This window comes from Vibrio vulnificus CMCP6 (genome assembly GCF_000039765.1).
Lineage (GTDB): Bacteria > Pseudomonadota > Gammaproteobacteria > Enterobacterales > Vibrionaceae > Vibrio > Vibrio vulnificus_B.
This window is the reverse complement of the sequence record NC_004459.3, coordinates 1230091-1246900: the sequence shown is the minus strand read 5'-3', so window position 1 is coordinate 1246900 and position 16810 is coordinate 1230091. Positions and strand designations below refer to the sequence as shown.

Annotated in this window: 15 protein-coding genes; 9 read left to right on the top strand and 6 right to left on the bottom strand. The window is 48.1% G+C overall.

The genetic code is table 11. The features are described 5' to 3' along the window. Positions 1-204 precede the first annotated feature (204 nt). Both groL and VV1_RS05955 read right to left on the bottom strand, forming a co-directional pair. Positions 205-1845: a chaperonin GroEL gene (gene groL / locus VV1_RS05960; protein WP_011079245.1), complete on the bottom strand. Its 1641-nt coding sequence runs from the start codon at positions 1843-1845 to the stop codon at positions 205-207. A 73-nt stretch (positions 1846-1918) separates the two neighbouring features. Then, a complete protein-coding gene (locus VV1_RS05955) occupies positions 1919-2209 on the bottom strand; it encodes a co-chaperone GroES (RefSeq protein ID WP_011079244.1) in 291 nt (96 codons plus the stop codon). Between the two features lie 251 nt (positions 2210-2460). Here VV1_RS05955 and VV1_RS05950 point away from each other — a divergent pair, with 251 nt between their 5' ends. After that, positions 2461-3807 (top strand): MATE family efflux transporter, encoded by a 1347-nt coding sequence (locus VV1_RS05950; RefSeq protein WP_011079243.1) that lies wholly within the window; start codon positions 2461-2463, stop codon positions 3805-3807. Between the two features lie 80 nt (positions 3808-3887). On the opposite strand, the gene pfkA is transcribed toward VV1_RS05950, so the two are convergent. The 3 genes from pfkA to VV1_RS05935 form a co-directional block, all read right to left on the bottom strand. After that, a complete protein-coding gene (pfkA, locus tag VV1_RS05945) occupies positions 3888-4850 on the bottom strand; it encodes a 6-phosphofructokinase (RefSeq protein ID WP_011079242.1) in 963 nt (320 codons plus the stop codon). 286 nt (positions 4851-5136) lie between these two features. Beyond that, positions 5137-6045, bottom strand: coding sequence for a CDF family cation-efflux transporter FieF (fieF, locus tag VV1_RS05940; protein ID WP_011151351.1), 909 nt, complete (start codon positions 6043-6045; stop codon positions 5137-5139). Between the two features lie 119 nt (positions 6046-6164). Beyond that, entirely contained in the window at positions 6165-6680 is a 516-nt protein-coding gene (locus VV1_RS05935) for a CpxP family protein (protein WP_011079240.1), read from the bottom strand. 188 nt (positions 6681-6868) lie between these two features. Here VV1_RS05935 and VV1_RS05930 point away from each other — a divergent pair, with 188 nt between their 5' ends. The 4 genes from VV1_RS05930 to trmL all read left to right on the top strand — a co-directional run bounded on the left by VV1_RS05930 (position 6869) and on the right by trmL (position 10210). Then, a complete protein-coding gene (locus VV1_RS05930; RefSeq protein ID WP_011079239.1) occupies positions 6869-7552 on the top strand; it encodes a response regulator in 684 nt (227 codons plus the stop codon). Positions 7553-7555: 3 nt separating this feature from the next. Continuing rightward, positions 7556-8944 carry an envelope stress sensor histidine kinase CpxA gene (gene cpxA, locus VV1_RS05925; protein ID WP_011079238.1) on the top strand — a complete coding sequence of 463 codons (1389 nt, stop codon included), beginning with the start codon at positions 7556-7558 and terminating at the stop codon, positions 8942-8944. A gap of 76 nt (positions 8945-9020) precedes the next feature. Further along, positions 9021-9629, top strand: a complete 609-nt coding sequence (locus tag VV1_RS05920; protein ID WP_011079237.1) for a superoxide dismutase — start codon at positions 9021-9023, stop codon at positions 9627-9629. A 107-nt stretch (positions 9630-9736) separates the two neighbouring features. Then, the gene (gene trmL / locus VV1_RS05915; protein ID WP_011079236.1) at positions 9737-10210 is read left to right on the top strand and encodes a tRNA (uridine(34)/cytosine(34)/5-carboxymethylaminomethyluridine(34)-2'-O)-methyltransferase TrmL; all 474 of its coding nucleotides are present in this window, start codon (positions 9737-9739) and stop codon (positions 10208-10210) included. Positions 10211-10299: 89 nt separating this feature from the next. On the opposite strand, the gene VV1_RS05910 is transcribed toward trmL, so the two are convergent. Beyond that, positions 10300-10830: an FxsA family protein gene (locus tag VV1_RS05910; RefSeq protein ID WP_011079235.1), complete on the bottom strand. Its 531-nt coding sequence runs from the start codon at positions 10828-10830 to the stop codon at positions 10300-10302. A gap of 308 nt (positions 10831-11138) precedes the next feature. On the opposite strand from VV1_RS05910, the gene aspA reads away from it, so the two are divergent. The 4 genes from aspA to VV1_RS05890 all read left to right on the top strand — a co-directional run bounded on the left by aspA (position 11139) and on the right by VV1_RS05890 (position 16798). Next, positions 11139-12590 carry an aspartate ammonia-lyase gene (gene aspA / locus VV1_RS05905; RefSeq protein ID WP_011079234.1) on the top strand — a complete coding sequence of 484 codons (1452 nt, stop codon included), beginning with the start codon at positions 11139-11141 and terminating at the stop codon, positions 12588-12590. A 155-nt stretch (positions 12591-12745) separates the two neighbouring features. After that, complete coding sequence (locus tag VV1_RS05900) at positions 12746-14053, top strand: anaerobic C4-dicarboxylate transporter (RefSeq protein ID WP_011079233.1); 1308 nt, start codon at positions 12746-12748, stop codon at positions 14051-14053. 142 nt (positions 14054-14195) lie between these two features. Further along, positions 14196-15977: a protein-disulfide reductase DsbD gene (locus VV1_RS05895; RefSeq protein ID WP_011079232.1), complete on the top strand. Its 1782-nt coding sequence runs from the start codon at positions 14196-14198 to the stop codon at positions 15975-15977. Between the two features lie 185 nt (positions 15978-16162). Then, the gene (locus VV1_RS05890; RefSeq protein ID WP_011079231.1) at positions 16163-16798 is read left to right on the top strand and encodes a response regulator transcription factor; all 636 of its coding nucleotides are present in this window, start codon (positions 16163-16165) and stop codon (positions 16796-16798) included. Positions 16799-16810: the final 12 nt, after the last annotated feature.

Sequence of the window (16810 nt, the reverse complement as noted above, 5' to 3'; positions counted from 1 at the left end):
TTTGACAAAACCATTTTAAAACATTCTATTTTTCATGCACTTACCAAGTTACATTCATATGCATCTCAGTAGCAGTGTAGAATATGAATCTCATCTTATATCGGATATTGTTCATATTCTTGAATAAACGACACATTCTCAGCGATAAAAAAAAGCTGAGGATCGCTCCTCAGCTTTTTCAAATATTGACAGCGGGTAGGCTGATTACATCATGCCCATGCCACCCATACCGCCCATACCACCCATATCTGGCATACCAGAGTCTTTCTGTGGTAGGTCAGTCACCATTGCTTCAGTGGTGATCATTAGGCCAGCAACCGATGCCGCAAACTGCAGCGCAGAGCGCGTTACTTTTGTTGGGTCTAGGATACCCATCTCTAGCATATCGCCGTATACACCCGTTGCTGCGTTGTAGCCGTATGAACCTTCACCAGCGCGAACATTGTTCGCAACCACGGACTCTTCATCGCCCGCATTCTTGGTAATTTGACGAAGTGGCGCTTCCATAGCACGCAGTGCTACACGGATACCGACGTTTTGCTCTTCGTTGTCGCCTTGTAGGTCTACAATCTTAGAAGCCGCACGGATGAGGGCAACACCACCACCAGCAACAATACCTTCTTCAACCGCTGCGCGAGTTGCGTGTAGTGCATCTTCTACGCGGTCTTTCTTCTCTTTCATCTCAACTTCAGTCGCAGCGCCAACTTTGATAACGGCAACGCCGCCAGCCAGTTTAGCCACACGCTCTTGCAGTTTCTCTTTGTCGTAATCTGACGTTGCATCTTCGATTTGCTGACGAATTTGAGCAACACGGCCTTGAATCATCGCTTCTTCACCCACGCCATCAATGATGGTGGTGTTTTCTTTGGTGATAGAAACACGCTTCGCCTGACCTAGATCTTCTAGAGTTGCTTTTTCAAGCTCAAGACCCACTTCTTCAGAAATCACCGTACCACCTGTTAGGATAGCAATGTCTTGTAGCATAGCTTTACGACGATCACCAAAGCCAGGCGCTTTCACCGCCGCCACTTTCACGATGCCGCGCATGTTGTTCACAACCAGTGTAGCGAGCGCTTCACCTTCCACATCTTCTGCGATGATCAGCAGTGGACGAGAGGCTTTTGCTACCGCTTCAAGTGCTGGTAGAAGTTCGCGAATGTTCGAGATCTTCTTATCAACCAATAGGATGAATGGGCTCTCTAGTTCAACACTGCCAGACTCTTGATTGTTGATGAAGTATGGTGATAGGTAACCACGGTCAAACTGCATGCCTTCTACAACGTCTAGCTCATCGTGCAGTGCTTGACCTTCTTCTACCGTGATAACACCGTCACGGCCCACTTTTTCCATTGCTTCCGCAATGATTTTACCCACGCTTGAATCGGAGTTCGCAGAGATGGTGCCTACTTGCTCGATTTCAGTGCTGGTTGAGCAATCTTTGGATAGCGCTTTCAGTTCTTCAACTGCAGCCGCCACAGCTTTGTCGATACCACGCTTAAGGTCCATTGGGTTCATACCCGCAGCAACCGCTTTAAGACCTTCATTTACGATAGCTTGCGCAAGTACCGTCGCCGTTGTCGTACCGTCACCCGCGACGTCGTTTGCTTGTGAAGCCACTTGCTTCACCATTTGTGCGCCCATGTTTTGGAACTTGTCTTCAAGTTCAATTTCACGCGCGACCGATACACCATCTTTTGTAATCGTTGGTGCACCGAAAGATTTGTCGAGTACCACGTTACGGCCTTTAGGGCCCAGTGTTACTTTTACTGCGTCAGCTAGAATGTTGACACCTTCTAGCATTTTTACGCGAGCGTCATTACCAAATTTAACGTCTTTAGCAGCCATCTTTGATTTCCTTTCTAAATTCTGTTTTGGATTTCGTTTTGAATCAGAGCAAAAAATTACTCAACGATTGCTATTAGTCGACAATAGCCATAATGTCGTTTTCAGACATGATAAGAACTTCTTTACCGTCGATCTTTTCAGTCTTAGTGCCGTAGCTCTCTGCAAAGATAACAGTATCACCAACTTTAACGTCCAGCGGCTGAACAGTGCCGTTTTCTAGAATGCGGCCTTTACCTACAGCTAGAACAACACCGCGAGTTGATTTTTCCGCAGCAGAACCAGTTAAAACGATGCCACCAGCAGATTTAGATTCAACTTCTTGGCGCTCTACGATAACTCGATCATGTAATGGACGAATGTTCATCGGTCGTCTCTCCTGAAAAATTCCATGTTTATTTGATAATTACCCTGAAGCAGGGCTTCTAGGCCTAGTGCTAACTATATAGGGGGTGATCATGACGATCCCAAGGGGGCGTGAGGATTTTTTTGTGACTAAGTTAAAAGTTCCGAGGCTTTGGCAAAGGATTGCTTAAAAACAGCTCGCTCGCCCCTCGCACACATTTCTTGTATCCTAGCGCTTTTGCACCTTCTGGTGATGCCTTCTGGTGATGATTGATGCTTGATAAACATGGCTTGCTGAGCGCGCCCATCGCGGAAACGCTACGAAAAATGACCGTCCCCATGATATTTGGCATGGTGGCGATCCTGATGTTTAACTTGGTCGACACCTTTTTCATCTCACTACTTGGCACCGAAGCACTGGCGGCGATCAGCTATACCTTCCCCGTCACCTTCGCCGTTAACTGCATTACGATGGGCATCGGGGTCGGACTATCGACCAGCATCGGTCGTCTATTAGGTCAAGGAGAAGCGCATCAAGCCGCACGTTTTACTACCCATGGCTTGCTATTGGCGGTTGTGCTGGTTGCGCTCGCTTCCACACTCGGCTTCTTTACTGTCACCCCCTTATTTACCTTGCTTGGTGCGAAAGAGGAACTGATTCCCCTCATCGGCCAATACATGCATGTCTGGTACCTCACCATCCCATTACTGGTGATTCCGATGGCAGGAAACAGTGCCATTCGTGCCACCGGAGATACTAAGACCCCAGCCAAAATCATGATGCTCGCTGGGCTTATCAACGGCGTGCTCGACCCGCTGCTGATTTTTGGTATCGGCCCATTTCCTGAGCTCGGTATTCAAGGCGCAGCGATTGCGAGTGCGTTGAGTTGGCTCGGTGCGCTGATTGGCTCTTTCTACGTTTTGATTCAGCGTGAGCGGCTGCTCGGCCTGCCACAATGGCAACGCTTAAAAGAGGATTGGCAGCAGATTCTCAAGGTCGGCACTCCGGCTGCGCTTTCCAACGCAATGAACCCTCTCTCTGGCGCCATTTTAATGATGATGCTGTCCAGCCACGGCACCGCTGCTGTTGCCGCTTATGGGGCGGCACAACGCATTGAATCGATTTTGATTTTGGTCCTCATGGCACTCACCTCTGCTCTGACGCCTTTTATGGCGCAAAACTTTGGCGCGAAAAACCCACAACGAGCGTTCCAAGGATTGTTCGTCAGCATGCGCTTTTCGGTGCTGTTTCAAGGTTTGGTGTTTTTGATGATGGTGCCGCTCAGTATTCCGCTCGCCGCTCTATTCTCACAAGAGCAAGCGGTAAGAGATTTGCTTTGGCATTACCTGCTGGTGGTACCGATCAGCTACGGTTTTTTAGGCATTGTGATGATGCTGGTCAGCGGTTTAAATGCCATGCACCAACCACTCAACGCCTTCCGCTGGAGCGTAATTCGGCTGTTTGTGTTTACCCTGCCAGCGGCATACCTAGGCAGTTGGCTCTACGACATTGAAGGGCTGTTTATTGGCATTGCGGTGGGCAACATTTTGGTCGGGTTGTGCAGCTATCTTTACGCCCTTAAGCAACGCAAACAGCAATTGGCCACATTAGTGCCTTAGATTTGACGTCTGGTAGAAGCCACCGATATGAAAAAGGCTGCGATAACGCAGCCTTTGCTCAGATAATCAGTTTATTCTGCTTAGAATAGCTCTTCTGCTACTTTGAACAGATCATTGCGAACTGGACGCTTCATGTTCTCGATTGCATCGATGATGTCGTGGTGAACAAGTTGCTCTTTCACGATACCAACACAACGGCCACCATGACCTTCCATCAATAGGTGAACCGCGTAGTTACCCATACGAGACGCAAGAACACGGTCGAACGCCGTTGGACGGCCACCACGTTGGATGTGACCAAGAACCGTGGCACGAGTTTCACGACCCGTTCCCGCTTCGATCTCTTTTGCCAGTTCGTTCGCGTCCATCATCAGCTCAGTCAGCGCGATGATCGCATGTTTCTTACCTTTAGAAATGCCGTCTTGGATGTTGCCAATCAGCTTCTCTTTATCTAGGCCAGTTTCTGGTGTGATGATGTATTCACAGCCACCTGCGATAGCAGACATCAGAGTGAGGTCACCACAGTGACGACCCATGATTTCTACGATAGAAATACGCTGGTGAGAAGATGAAGTATCGCGTAGACGGTCGATCGATTCGATAACCGTGTTCAGCGCCGTTAGGTAACCGATGGTGTAATCCGTACCTGCGATATCGTTGTCAATCGTGCCTGGTAGACCGATACATGGGTAACCCATTTCAGTCAGTTTCTTCGCACCCATGTACGAACCGTCGCCGCCGATAACCACAAGCGCATCAATACCGTGTGCTTTTAGGTTTTCAATCGCTTTTTCACGTACCGCAACTTCTTTAAATTCTGGGAAACGAGCTGATCCCAAGAACGTACCACCACGGTTAATCACATCAGAAACGCTTGAACGATCAAGTTGTTTAATACGGCCTTCGTACAAGCCTAGGTAGCCATCATAGATACCATAAACTTCAAGACCAGCACCCAGTGCAGTACGTACCACACCACGGATTGCTGCGTTCATACCAGGGGCGTCACCACCACTTGTCAAAACACCGATCTTCTTAATCATGCTCACCCTCGATCTTTAGAAATCAATATTTAATAATCTTTAAAAAATAGCTGTTAGTCAGCTACCAATATAATCCGAAAAACTGTGCGTAATGTTACATTTCCTCTACAGGAATACCAATGAAAACACACATTTTTATGTAACTTTTCTACTTATGTAAGAGTATTACAGTTTTGCACTCAAACTTTGTTGATTCACATCAGGATCACGAATCTTAATAGAGGCTGTTGGAAAGATAGTCAACAACCGCTTATTTGTCCTGAAGATAAGCGTATTTTTTCGAGCGTTACCACTGTTGTTCTATCTGTTCTTTTTCACTGACAATCACCACAGAATAAGGATCTTGGTGGATTAATACATCGGCATCAGGGAAACACGCCAGCAACCGCTCTTCCACTTCGTCGGCAATTTGGTGCGCTTTGATCAACGGCAGATCATCGTCCAACTCAAGATGAAGCTGAATAAAGCGCGTCGGCCCTGACATTCTAGTGCGCAGTTGATGCACCCCCAGAACATTCTCTACCGCGAGACATTCACAGCGAATTTGTTCTAACTCTTCATCAGGCAGCTTGCGATCGAGCAAGGTTTGGATCGCTTCCATCACCATTTTGAAGGCGCTATACAGAATAAACAGCCCGATTCCGACGGCAAACACCGCGTCGGCTTGGCCAACGCCATAATAGCTTAGCCCCAACGCCACCATAATGGCCGCATTCATGAATAGGTCACTTTGATAATGCAGAGAGTCCGCCGCAATGGCTTGGCTACCGGTCTTCTTCACCACGTATTTTTGGAATGTCACCAAGGCGAATGTCACCACCATAGCAAACAAGCTGACGAATACGCCATATTCTGGAGAGTTCAACTCATGAGGACGGAAGAAGCGATCAATACCATTGAGGATCAAAAAGACCGCGGAACCTGAGATAAACATCGCTTGAGCCAACGCCGCGAGCGATTCCGCTTTGCCATGGCCAAAAGTGTGTTCCTCATCAGCAGGTTGCAGCGCATAACGCACCACAATTAAGTTGACGACAGACGCCGCAATATCGAGGAATGAATCGATCAGCGAGGCAAGTAAGCTCACAGAGCCGGTCACCCACCAAGCCACTATTTTAACGAGGAGAAGTAGAGTTGCGACTGCGGTTGCCGTCCAAGCAGCCATCGTCACTAAACGTGCGTATTGGTGTTTCATAATCATTCGATGAAAAAAGCCTTGCTCGCAGTATAACGCGCTCAAGCGGGAATGAGTACGATACATTTAAGGCGATCCGAAGATCGCCTTTTTGCTCAAGTCAGTGAATACCGCACAGATCAGTTTTTCGCGTGCTTTTCCATGCGTTTTTGCATTTTGTCGCCACACTCTTGCATACGCTCGTTTTGCAATTCAACGAACTTTGCTTTTTGCTCTGGAGTCAAAATGCTCAACATTTGATGTTGTTTTTCCAGCATTTTCACACGGCGCTCTGCCTGTTTCTCCGCCATCTGTTTCGCAAGCTCATTGGCCGTGGCTTGGTCGAAATTGTCCGCCAGTAACAAGGCCTGTACTTTAGCGTGCTGTGCTTGACGCTCAGCCTGGTTTGCTGCGAAGTTGCCTTGATACATCTCTTTCATTTGTGCACGGTTGCTGCCACGCATCGCATCCAACTGCTCTTTCTGTGCATCGGTCAGGTCAAGTTGACGTAAGATGCCACGATCCATCCCCATGCCACATTCGCCGTCAGGCCCTTTGTGATGACCTTTACCGCCGCCAAAAGCAAAAGCGCTGGCAGTACCTAGTGTTAGTGGAAGGACAACAGCAGCGAGTACCATTTTTTTTGCAAGTTTCATAATCAATTCCTTACTCATGTCGGTGGTTCATTTGAGCTGTTCTCACAGCGCTTGAGTGTAGAATACAAACTGCAAGGTAAAGTGACGTATAGAGAGCGTAAAGTATCGTAAAGAGCGACTTTGCTCCTCTTCCCTGCGGTCATTTCACAGTAATATTAAAGAGAACTGATTGAGAGAAAGGCCCTACTATGGCAAACATCCTGTTGATTGATGACGATACCGAACTGACGAGCTTGCTGACAGAAGTCTTAAGCTATGAAGGCTTTAATGTCACCGAGGCGAACGACGGTGAGCAGGGTTTACAAGCCTTATCGGCAGAGATTGATTTGATCTTACTCGATGTCATGATGCCCAAACTCAACGGCATCGATACGTTGAAGAAGTTACGTGAACAGTGGGACACGCCAGTATTAATGCTGACAGCCAAAGGGGAAGAGATCGATCGTGTCATCGGCTTGGAGCTGGGTGCGGATGACTATCTGCCCAAACCTTTCAGTGATCGTGAACTGCTGGCACGTATCAAAGCGATTTTGCGCCGCACCAGTGCGACGAAAGCCCCGAAAAGCAGCGATTGCATTGAGTATCAAGATCTGAAAATTTATCCGGGCCGATTGGAAGCGTATTGCGCTGGCACTCAACTTGACCTCACTGCGACCGAGTTCGCCTTGCTGAGCCACTTTATGCAAAACCCAGGGAGCACATTAACCAAAGAGACGCTCAGCTTGGATGTGCTCGGTAAACGCCTAGCGGCTTTTGACCGTGCCATTGATATGCACGTTTCGAATTTGCGGAAAAAACTCCCTGAACGTGCGGATGGCAAATCTCGAATTAAAACCTTACGTGGCCGTGGCTACTTAATGATTGTGGAGTAACCGATGCGCTTGCCGAAAATCACCAGTTTGTATGGGCGAATTTTTGCGATCTTCTGGTTTACCATGTTTTTGGTGCTGATGGCCGTCTTGGCTTTGCCCCACCTTGATCCTCGTAAGGCACGCAATATTCCGGCCGATCAATACGATCGCTTTATTGAAGCCAAGCAGGAGATCGAGAAGCAATATCGTGGCGAAACTGATCTTGGTCGCATTCTCTTTCGCATGGAGCGCCCCGGCGATCGCCATGGGCGAGATGGCCGGCCGCGCTTTTTCATCACCGATTACGATGGCAATATCCTCACCACCTTGAAGCAAGGGGATTTTCAACTCAAGGCGCTGAAAAACTTCGTCACCTCGATTGAACAACCCGATCAACCGAAACAAAAACTCTATGGCCGCTTTATGCTCTCAGGGCCACTGCCAGTGACGCTAGCGAACAAAGAGTACTTACTTTACGTTGGGATGCGCTGGAACCAACCACCGCCTTTTTTACTGCGTATGTTTGATCATCCATTTCAGCTACTACTGGCTGTGATGCTGGTCAGTACCCCTTTACTGCTGTGGCTAGCGTGGGCACTCAGCCAACCCGCACGACGCTTAGAAAAAGCGGCGCAACGTGTCGCTAAAGGGGAATTTGTCACGGATCCCTCTTTAGAAAAAGGTACCTCGGAGTTTCGCCAAGCCGGCGCCAGCTTCAACCGCATGGTCGAAGCGGTCAATCAGATGATTTCAGGTCAGCAACGGTTGCTGTCGGATATTTCCCATGAACTGCGCTCGCCACTAACCCGCTTGAGAATGGCCAATGCGCTTGCGACACGCAAACAGGGCGAAAGTAATGAGCTGCAACGAATTGATACCGAAGCGCAACGTTTGGAACAGATGATCAGTGAACTGCTGGAGCTGTCTCGCATGCAGATGAACAGCCATTTGGATCGTGAAGAGCAGCCCGTCGCCAGCCTATGGGAAGAGATCATTCAAGATGCACAATTTGAAGCGGAACAAATGGGCAAAGTATTGCAATACACCCCGTTACCCGAGCGACATATTTCCGGTAATCCTAAGCTGTTGATGAGCGCGATCGAAAACATCATTCGCAATGCCATCTACTACGGCAAAGACCAAGTGATCATCGCTATTCAAGCCATCGACGACACACTACATATCGTGGTGGATGATAATGGTGAAGGGGTACCTGAAGAGGAACTCGAAGCCATTTTCCGTCCGTTTTATCGAGTCTCTACCGCTCGGGATCGTCATTCTGGAGGAACCGGGCTCGGCTTAAGCATCACCGAAAGCGCGATTCGTCAGCACAGCGGCACCATAAACGCTGAGCGCAGCGATCTTGGCGGTTTGCGAGTCACCATTACTCTTCCACTGGTGAAAAGGCGTTAATACCCTTACAAAGATCGCAGTTGATAATGGTTATCATTAAGATTATGGTAAATCCTTCATCACCGGAGGATTTACCATGTCACACACTTTCCCTGAGCTTCCCTATTCCTACGATGCATTAGAGCCATACATCGATGCAAAAACCATGGAAGTGCACTACAGCAAACACCATAAAACCTATTACGATAAGTTTCTCGCGGCGATTCAAGGCAGTGAGCTTGAGCATCAAACGCTCACTGAGATCTTCTCAAGCATCTCTCAACACAGCCCTGCAGTGCGCAATAATGGCGGTGGCTACTACAACCATATTCTCTACTGGCAGTGCATGTCTCCCAATGGTGGAGGGCAACCTCAAGGCGCGCTCGCCCACGCGATTCAAGAAAAGTTTGGCACTTTTGCGGCGTTCAAAGAGGCCTTTTCCCAAGCCGCCGTCAACACCTTTGGCTCTGGCTTTGCATGGTTAGTGGTCAAAGAGGGTGATATTCATATCACCTCCACCAGCAATCAGGATAACCCACTGATGGATATTGCCAGCGTACGTGGCGAACCGATCCTCGCCCTCGATGTTTGGGAGCATGCGTACTACATCCGCTATCAAAATCGCCGCCCAGAATACATTGATGCTTGGTGGAATGTGGTCGACTGGCAAGTGGTGGAGCAAAATTATGCTCAAGCAATAGGCTAAACATCACCGCTCACCGGAGCACCGTCGCTTATCGGGCACTTTTATACCCAAGCCTTCAAACTTGGGTATATACTGGCCCCCTCTTTTGACCATATTCGCTCGATACCATGTTTGATATTGCTCTATACGAACCAGAAATTGCGCCAAACACTGGCAACATCATCCGCCTTTGTGCCAACTGTGGCGCAAATTTGCACTTAATTGAACCGCTTGGGTTTGATCTTGAAGAGAAGAAGGTGCGCCGTGCTGGCTTGGATTATCATGATCTTGCTCGTGTCACACGCCATAAGAACTACCAAGCGTTCCTCGACTATCTCGAGCAGCGTGGTGAATATCGTATTTTTGCCTGCACCACCAAAACCACTGGCCATCATGTGGACGCGCAATATCGTCAAGGCGATGTACTGCTGTTTGGTCCAGAAACACGTGGTCTGCCGATGGAAGTGATTGAAAGCCTACCGATGTCGCAACGCATTCGTATTCCTATGATGCCTGACGCGCGCAGCTTAAATTTATCGAATGCTGTCGCGATCATTGCTTTTGAGGCATGGCGTCAGCTAGGGTTCCAAGGGGCGAAATAACATCACCGCCTAGCCAACAAGATCAAAAAAGCCGGAATACTCCGGCTTTTCTATGTCATCAAACTTCATCACACGAGAATTTGTTCAAATTAACGCAGACGATTCTGTTCATCGTCTTGTTTGTCTTTGCTTTCATATTCCCCTTCGAACGTCTGGCCTTGCTTACCATCATTAAAAGGCTGACGATAAAACGGGTCTTGTTCGAACGGGCTGCGGTCGAAGCCTTCGCTATGATAGTGAGAGTGAAACCCACCGCCTGCACCATTTACCACTACCTTGCTCATCAAGTAGCGGGCAATCGCAGCTCTTGGACCTGGAATCAACACAATCATGCCCATGGCATCGGTCATAAAGCCTGGAGTGAGCAACAATACGCCCGACACCGCCAGCATCACACCTTCGACAATCTGTTGCGCTGGTAACTCACCTTGCTGCAAACGTTGTTGCACCGACATCAGAGTTTGCAACCCCTGACTGCGAACCAAAGACGCCCCAACAAACGCCGTAATCAGCACTAAGCCAATTGTCGGCCATAAACCGATAAAGCCACCAACTTGAATGAAGAGAGCGATCTCAACAATGGGTACACAGATAAACAGTAGTAATAATATTGGAAACACGAGCTCCCCCTTAGTTGATTTCAGTGTAATGGCAAATCGTGCAGTGACTCAAATTTATCCTGTAAAAATGCGTGTTTTTTGACTACCCCTTTAGAGTTATTCACATGCTGTTCATACTTTGCAAAATATTGACGAAATAAAAGCGAAAAAGGTGATCCACTTACTATTTTTATGCGCAAGGTACAGTATCATGTGCCACATAAGTCAGGACGGATTTTACAGCCAAATACTCTGATGAATGGATTCTGATTGCAGAAAATGGCTAACCAATCACTTAAATATCAGAATTATTATCTAAGGATCCTGTTATGGCTACCCTAACTGAAGCTCCAAAAGCATCAACTCCGGCCACTCGTATTGAAGAAGATCTATTAGGCCAACGTCACGTTCCGGCTGACGCTTACTACGGTATTCACACGCTGCGCGCCATCGAAAACTTCAACATCTCAAATGTCACTATTTCTGACGTACCAGAATTCGTTCGTGGCATGGTTATGACCAAAAAAGCCGCTGCGCTTGCTAACAAAGAATTGGGCGCAATTCCTAAGAATGTCGCGGATTACATCATTCAAGCGTGTGACCTAATGTTGGAAACTGGCAAATGCATGGATCAGTTCCCATCAGACGTATTCCAAGGCGGTGCGGGCACTTCTGTGAACATGAACACCAACGAAGTACTTGCCAACATTGCTCTAGAATTAATGGGCAAAGAGAAAGGCGATTACGACGTGGTGAACCCAAACGATCACGTGAACAAGAGCCAATCAACCAACTGTGCCTACCCAACGGGCTTCCGTATTGCGGTTTACAACAGCATCCATAAATTGATGGAAGCGATTGAATACCTAAAAGGTGCGTTTGAGCTGAAATCTCAAGAGTTTAACGGCATCCTAAAAATGGGCCGTACTCAGTTGCAAGATGCGGTTCCAATGACAGTAGGTCAAGAGTTTCACGCTTGGGCAGTGACGCTAAACGAAGAGATCCGTGCGCTAGACTACACCTCGAAGCTACTTCTTGAAGTGAACCTAGGTGCAACGGCAATCGGTACTGGCTTGAACACACCTCCTGGTTACCAAGCACTTGCCGTGAAACACCTAGCGGAAGTGACTGGCCTAGCAGTGGTTCCAGCAGAAGACCTTATCGAAGCAACTTCAGACTGTGGTGCTTACGTAATGGCACACGGCGCTCTAAAACGCCTAGCGGTGAAATTGTCTAAGATCTGTAACGACTTGCGTCTGCTTTCTTCTGGTCCTCGCGCTGGTTTGAACGAACTTAACTTGCCAGAAATGCAAGCCGGTTCTTCAATCATGCCAGCAAAAGTTAACCCAGTTATCCCAGAAGTGGTTAACCAAGTGTGTTTCAAAGTACTGGGTAACGACAACACGATTTCTTTCGCAGCCGAAGGCGGTCAGCTACAGCTGAACGTAATGGAGCCTGTGATTGGTCAAGCGATGTTTGAATCGATTTCACTACTACAAAACGCGTGTGTGAACCTACGTGACAAGTGTATCGACGGCATCACTGTGAACAAAGAGATCTGTGAAAACTACGTTTACAACTCTATCGGTATCGTTACTTACCTAAACCCATACATCGGCCACCACGAAGGTGACATCGTTGGTAAGATCTGTGCGGAAACCGGTAAGAGCGTCCGTGAAGTAGTGCTTGAGCGTGGCTTGCTGACATCTGAAGAGTTGGATGACATCCTGTCTGTGCAGAACTTCATGCACCCAACTTACAAAGCAAAACGTTACGAATAATCGTAAAGAGAAAGGGCTCCTTAGCGGGCCCTTTTTGCCGTTCTTTATTAATAACCATAATAATAACAAGTATTTATTTTACTTCTGATTATTCAAGCGCTTTAGGCAAAGCGTTTCGCTAATCAGAATCAATAAAATATATGAGGTAACAATCTATGGTAGCGGTCGAGTTATTAGTCGTTCTGCTCTTTATCTATTTAGGGGCACGAATTGGTGGCATTGGTATTGGTTTCGCTGGTGGTGCGGGTGTTATTGTCCTGTCGCTGATTCTAGGCGTACCAACCAAACAAGCATTTATTCCTGTTGACGTTATTTTGATCATCATGTCTGTGATCACAGCCATTGCGGCAATGCAAGTGGCTGGTGGTATGGATTGGCTGGTTCAAATTGCTGAAAACTTCCTGCGCAAACATCCTGAACGTATTACCTTCTACGCGCCTATCGTCACTTTCTTAATGACGTTGATGGCGGGTACCGGTCATACCGCATTCTCAACGCTTCCTGTGATTGCCGAAGTAGCAAAAGGGCAAGGCGTGCGTCCTTCTCGCCCATTATCGATTGCCGTTGTCGCATCACAAATCGCGATTACCGCTTCCCCTATTTCTGCGGCCGTGGTGGCATTTGCGGCCATGTTGGCACCGTTTGGTGTGGACTACTTAACACTGCTTGCGGTTTGTATCCCAACCACATTTGTGGCGTGTATGATCGGCGCTTTGGTGGCGAACTACATGGGTAGCGAGCTGAAAGACGATCCTGAGTATCAAGATCGCCTTGAAAAAGGTCTGATCAAGCTCAGCACTGAAACACAACGTGAAATCCTGCCAACGGCTAAAACCGCGACTTACATCTTCCTTGGCGCGATTGCGTTTGTGGTTTGCTACGCAGCGGCAATTTCCAGCTCTGTTGGTCTAATTGAAAACCCAGCGCTTGGCCGTAACGAAGCGATCATGACAGTGATGTTGGCTGCCGCGGCAGCGATTGTGATGTTCACTAAGATCGATGCATCGAAAATCCCTTCGGCAGCGACGTTCCGTTCAGGTATGACTGCATGTGTGTGTGTACTAGGTGTGGCTTGGTTAGGTTCTACCTTCGTTAATGCTCACGTCGATGGCATTAAAGATGTCGCTGGTGCTTTGCTGTCTGACTACCCTTGGATGCTGGCATTGGTGCTGTTCTTTGCCTCTATGCTGCTGTACTCACAAGGCGCAACTACGGTTGCGCTTATGCCTGCGGCACTGGCGATTGGTGTAGCGCCACTTACTGCGGTCGCTTCTTTTGCTGCCGTGAGTGCGCTGTTTGTTCTACCAACTTACCCAACACTATTGGCTGCCGTAGAGATGGATGATACAGGTTCAACCCGCATTGGTAAGTACGTGTTCAACCACCCATTCTTTATTCCGGGTGTAGCGACCATCGCTTCTGCGGTTGCGCTTGGCTTTGCCTTCGGTAGCCTGTTTATCTAAGTAAAACGAGTCTTACTCATGGGAGCTTCGGCTCCCTTTTTTAATTTTCTGCACATAACCTTCCTATCGCTGAAACTTTCTGCACCGTTTCTGGGTCTGATTGGGTTAGACTAACTCCATTCACTCCCATATTTTGTTCACTATGCGCGCATTATTGACTTTCTTTGTTGCTGGATTGCTTGTGCTTTCCTCACCCGCCATGGCGCTGTTTGGCAATAACCAAAACAGCAGTTTTGCTTCTGGCTCGAATGATTTTGTGCCTGTTGATCAGGCTTTTCCTTTTAACTATTTCCAGCAAGATCACCGCATCACCCTAGACTGGCAAGTCAAAGAGGGTTACTACCTCTATCAACAGCGTCTTTCATTTAGCGCAGAAAACGTTGTATTGGGTGACATTCAAATGGAAAACGGTCAGCCCTACCGTGATGAATTTTTTGGTGATGTGAATATTTATACCAACCCATTGTTCGTTAACATCCCAATGCAAGACTGGCAGCCGGGTGCAAAATTGATCGTACAATACCAAGGCTGTGCCAAAGCGGGCTTTTGCTATCCACCTGAAACACGAGTGATCGACATTACCTCGTTTACCAATGGTGACATGGCACCAGCAACAATGCCGACACAGACCGCCAACCCTCTCGATACATCAACGCCTCAACCTCTGACCCAGCAAGATCAGTTGGCTTCGGGCTTAGCGGATAACTGGTGGACGCCACTGCTGTTTTTGGCACTGGGTGTTGGCTTGGCCTTTACCCCTTGCGTATTGCCGATGTACCCGATTCTGACCAGCATCGTATTAGGCAGCGGTAAACTGAGTCAGCGACGCGCGCTTGGGCTCTCTCTGGTCTATGTTCAAGGCATGGCATTGACCTATACCTTACTGGGTCTGGTTGTCGCTTCCGCTGGCTTACAGTTCCAAGCCGCCATGCAGCACCCTTATGTGTTGATCGGCCTGAGTATTCTTTTTGTCACCTTAGCGCTCTCGATGTTTGGGGTGTACACCTTACAACTGCCTAGCAGCGTACAAACTTGGCTGAACAATTTGAGCAATAAGCAGCAAGGGGGCAGCAGTGCAGGTGTTTTTGCCATGGGTGCCATTTCCGGTTTGGTGTGCTCGCCTTGTACCACCGCCCCACTTTCTGGGGCACTGCTGTACGTGGCACAAAGTGGTGATCTCTTAACGGGGGGCGTTGCGCTGTATGCCTTAGCCATGGGCATGGGTATCCCTTTAATTTTAGTCGCGGTGTTTGGAAATAAACTGCTCCCCAAAGCGGGCGGTTGGATGGATCGCGTTAAAACGCTGTTTGGTTTTGTATTGCTGGCAGCGCCAATCTTCCTATTGGAGCGCATCCTTCCTGAAATGTGGTCAACCGCGCTGTGGTCTGCCTTGGGTATCGCGGCGTTTGGCTGGCTTTACCATGTGAAAAATAGTTTGGAGTTTGGTGGTTGGAAGCAAAGCGCGGTGGGCATCATTGCCGTGCTGGGTCTGTTTGCGTCCGCTCAGCCTGCCCTCAATTATTGGTTTACTGACAGCTCTCAACAGACTCAAACCAGTGAAGTGAGCTTTATTAAAATCCGCAACGTCGAAGAGCTTCAACAACAATTGGCGTTAGCCAAGCAAGCCAAAAAACCTGTAATGCTCGACTTTTATGCCGATTGGTGTGTGGCGTGTAAAGAGTTCGAGAAATACACTTTCCACGACCCAGCCGTGGCAGCTCAACTCAAACAATTTGTGTTGCTTCAAGCCGACGTGACGCGTAACCAAGCACAGGACATTGAGCTGCTACAGGCCCAACAAGTGCTCGGCCTACCAACGATCGATTTTTGGGATGCGCAAGGTAATCCGGTTTCAAACGCTCGACTCACTGGCTTTATGCAAGCGGCGCCTTTCTTGGAGCATATTCAACGAATTTCCAACTAACCGATTCAAACGCCAGCAAACCTTGCTGGCGTTTTTTCTTACCACATTCTCACCTTCACAACGGAGGTATATGCAAACTCTCTAATAAAAGTCGATTTACATCAGACTTTTAGCGTATAAAGATTGTCCACACTCTTAAAGCTGCAATAATTCCATTAACGAAATAGTTAAAAGTGTTTAACGTCATGGATTCGACCTACACCATCATCATCGCTGATGATCACCCCCTGTTCCGTAATGCGCTGTTTCAGTCTGTGCATATGGCGGTCAGTGGGGCCAACTTGCTAGAAGCGGACTCACTCGATGCGTTGCTGAACCTTCTTATACGCGAAGAAGAGCCGGATTTACTGCTGCTTGACCTCAAAATGCCTGGAGCCAATGGCATGTCAGGTTTGATCCATCTCCGTGCAGAGTATCCCGACCTGCCCATCGTTGTGGTCTCTGCTAGTGAAGAACCTGCGGTGGTCACACAAGTAAAAAGCCACGGTGCTTTTGGCTTTATTCCTAAATCGAGTGATATGCGCACACTGGTTTCCGCACTTAACCAAGTTCTCAATGGCGATCCTTATTTCCCTGAAGGATTGATCACCAATAACGCCGCCTGTAATGACTTGGCCGAGAAAATCGCCGCGTTAACACCACAGCAATACAAAGTACTGGGGATGCTTTCCGATGGTTTGCTCAACAAGCAAATTGCTTATGAGCTGAATGTTTCTGAAGCCACCATCAAAGCACATATGACGGCTATTTTCCGCAAACTTGGGGTGAAAAATCGTACCCAAGCGGTGATCTTGTTACAGCAGCTAGAGCCCGAGCAATAACTCAACGCCAAA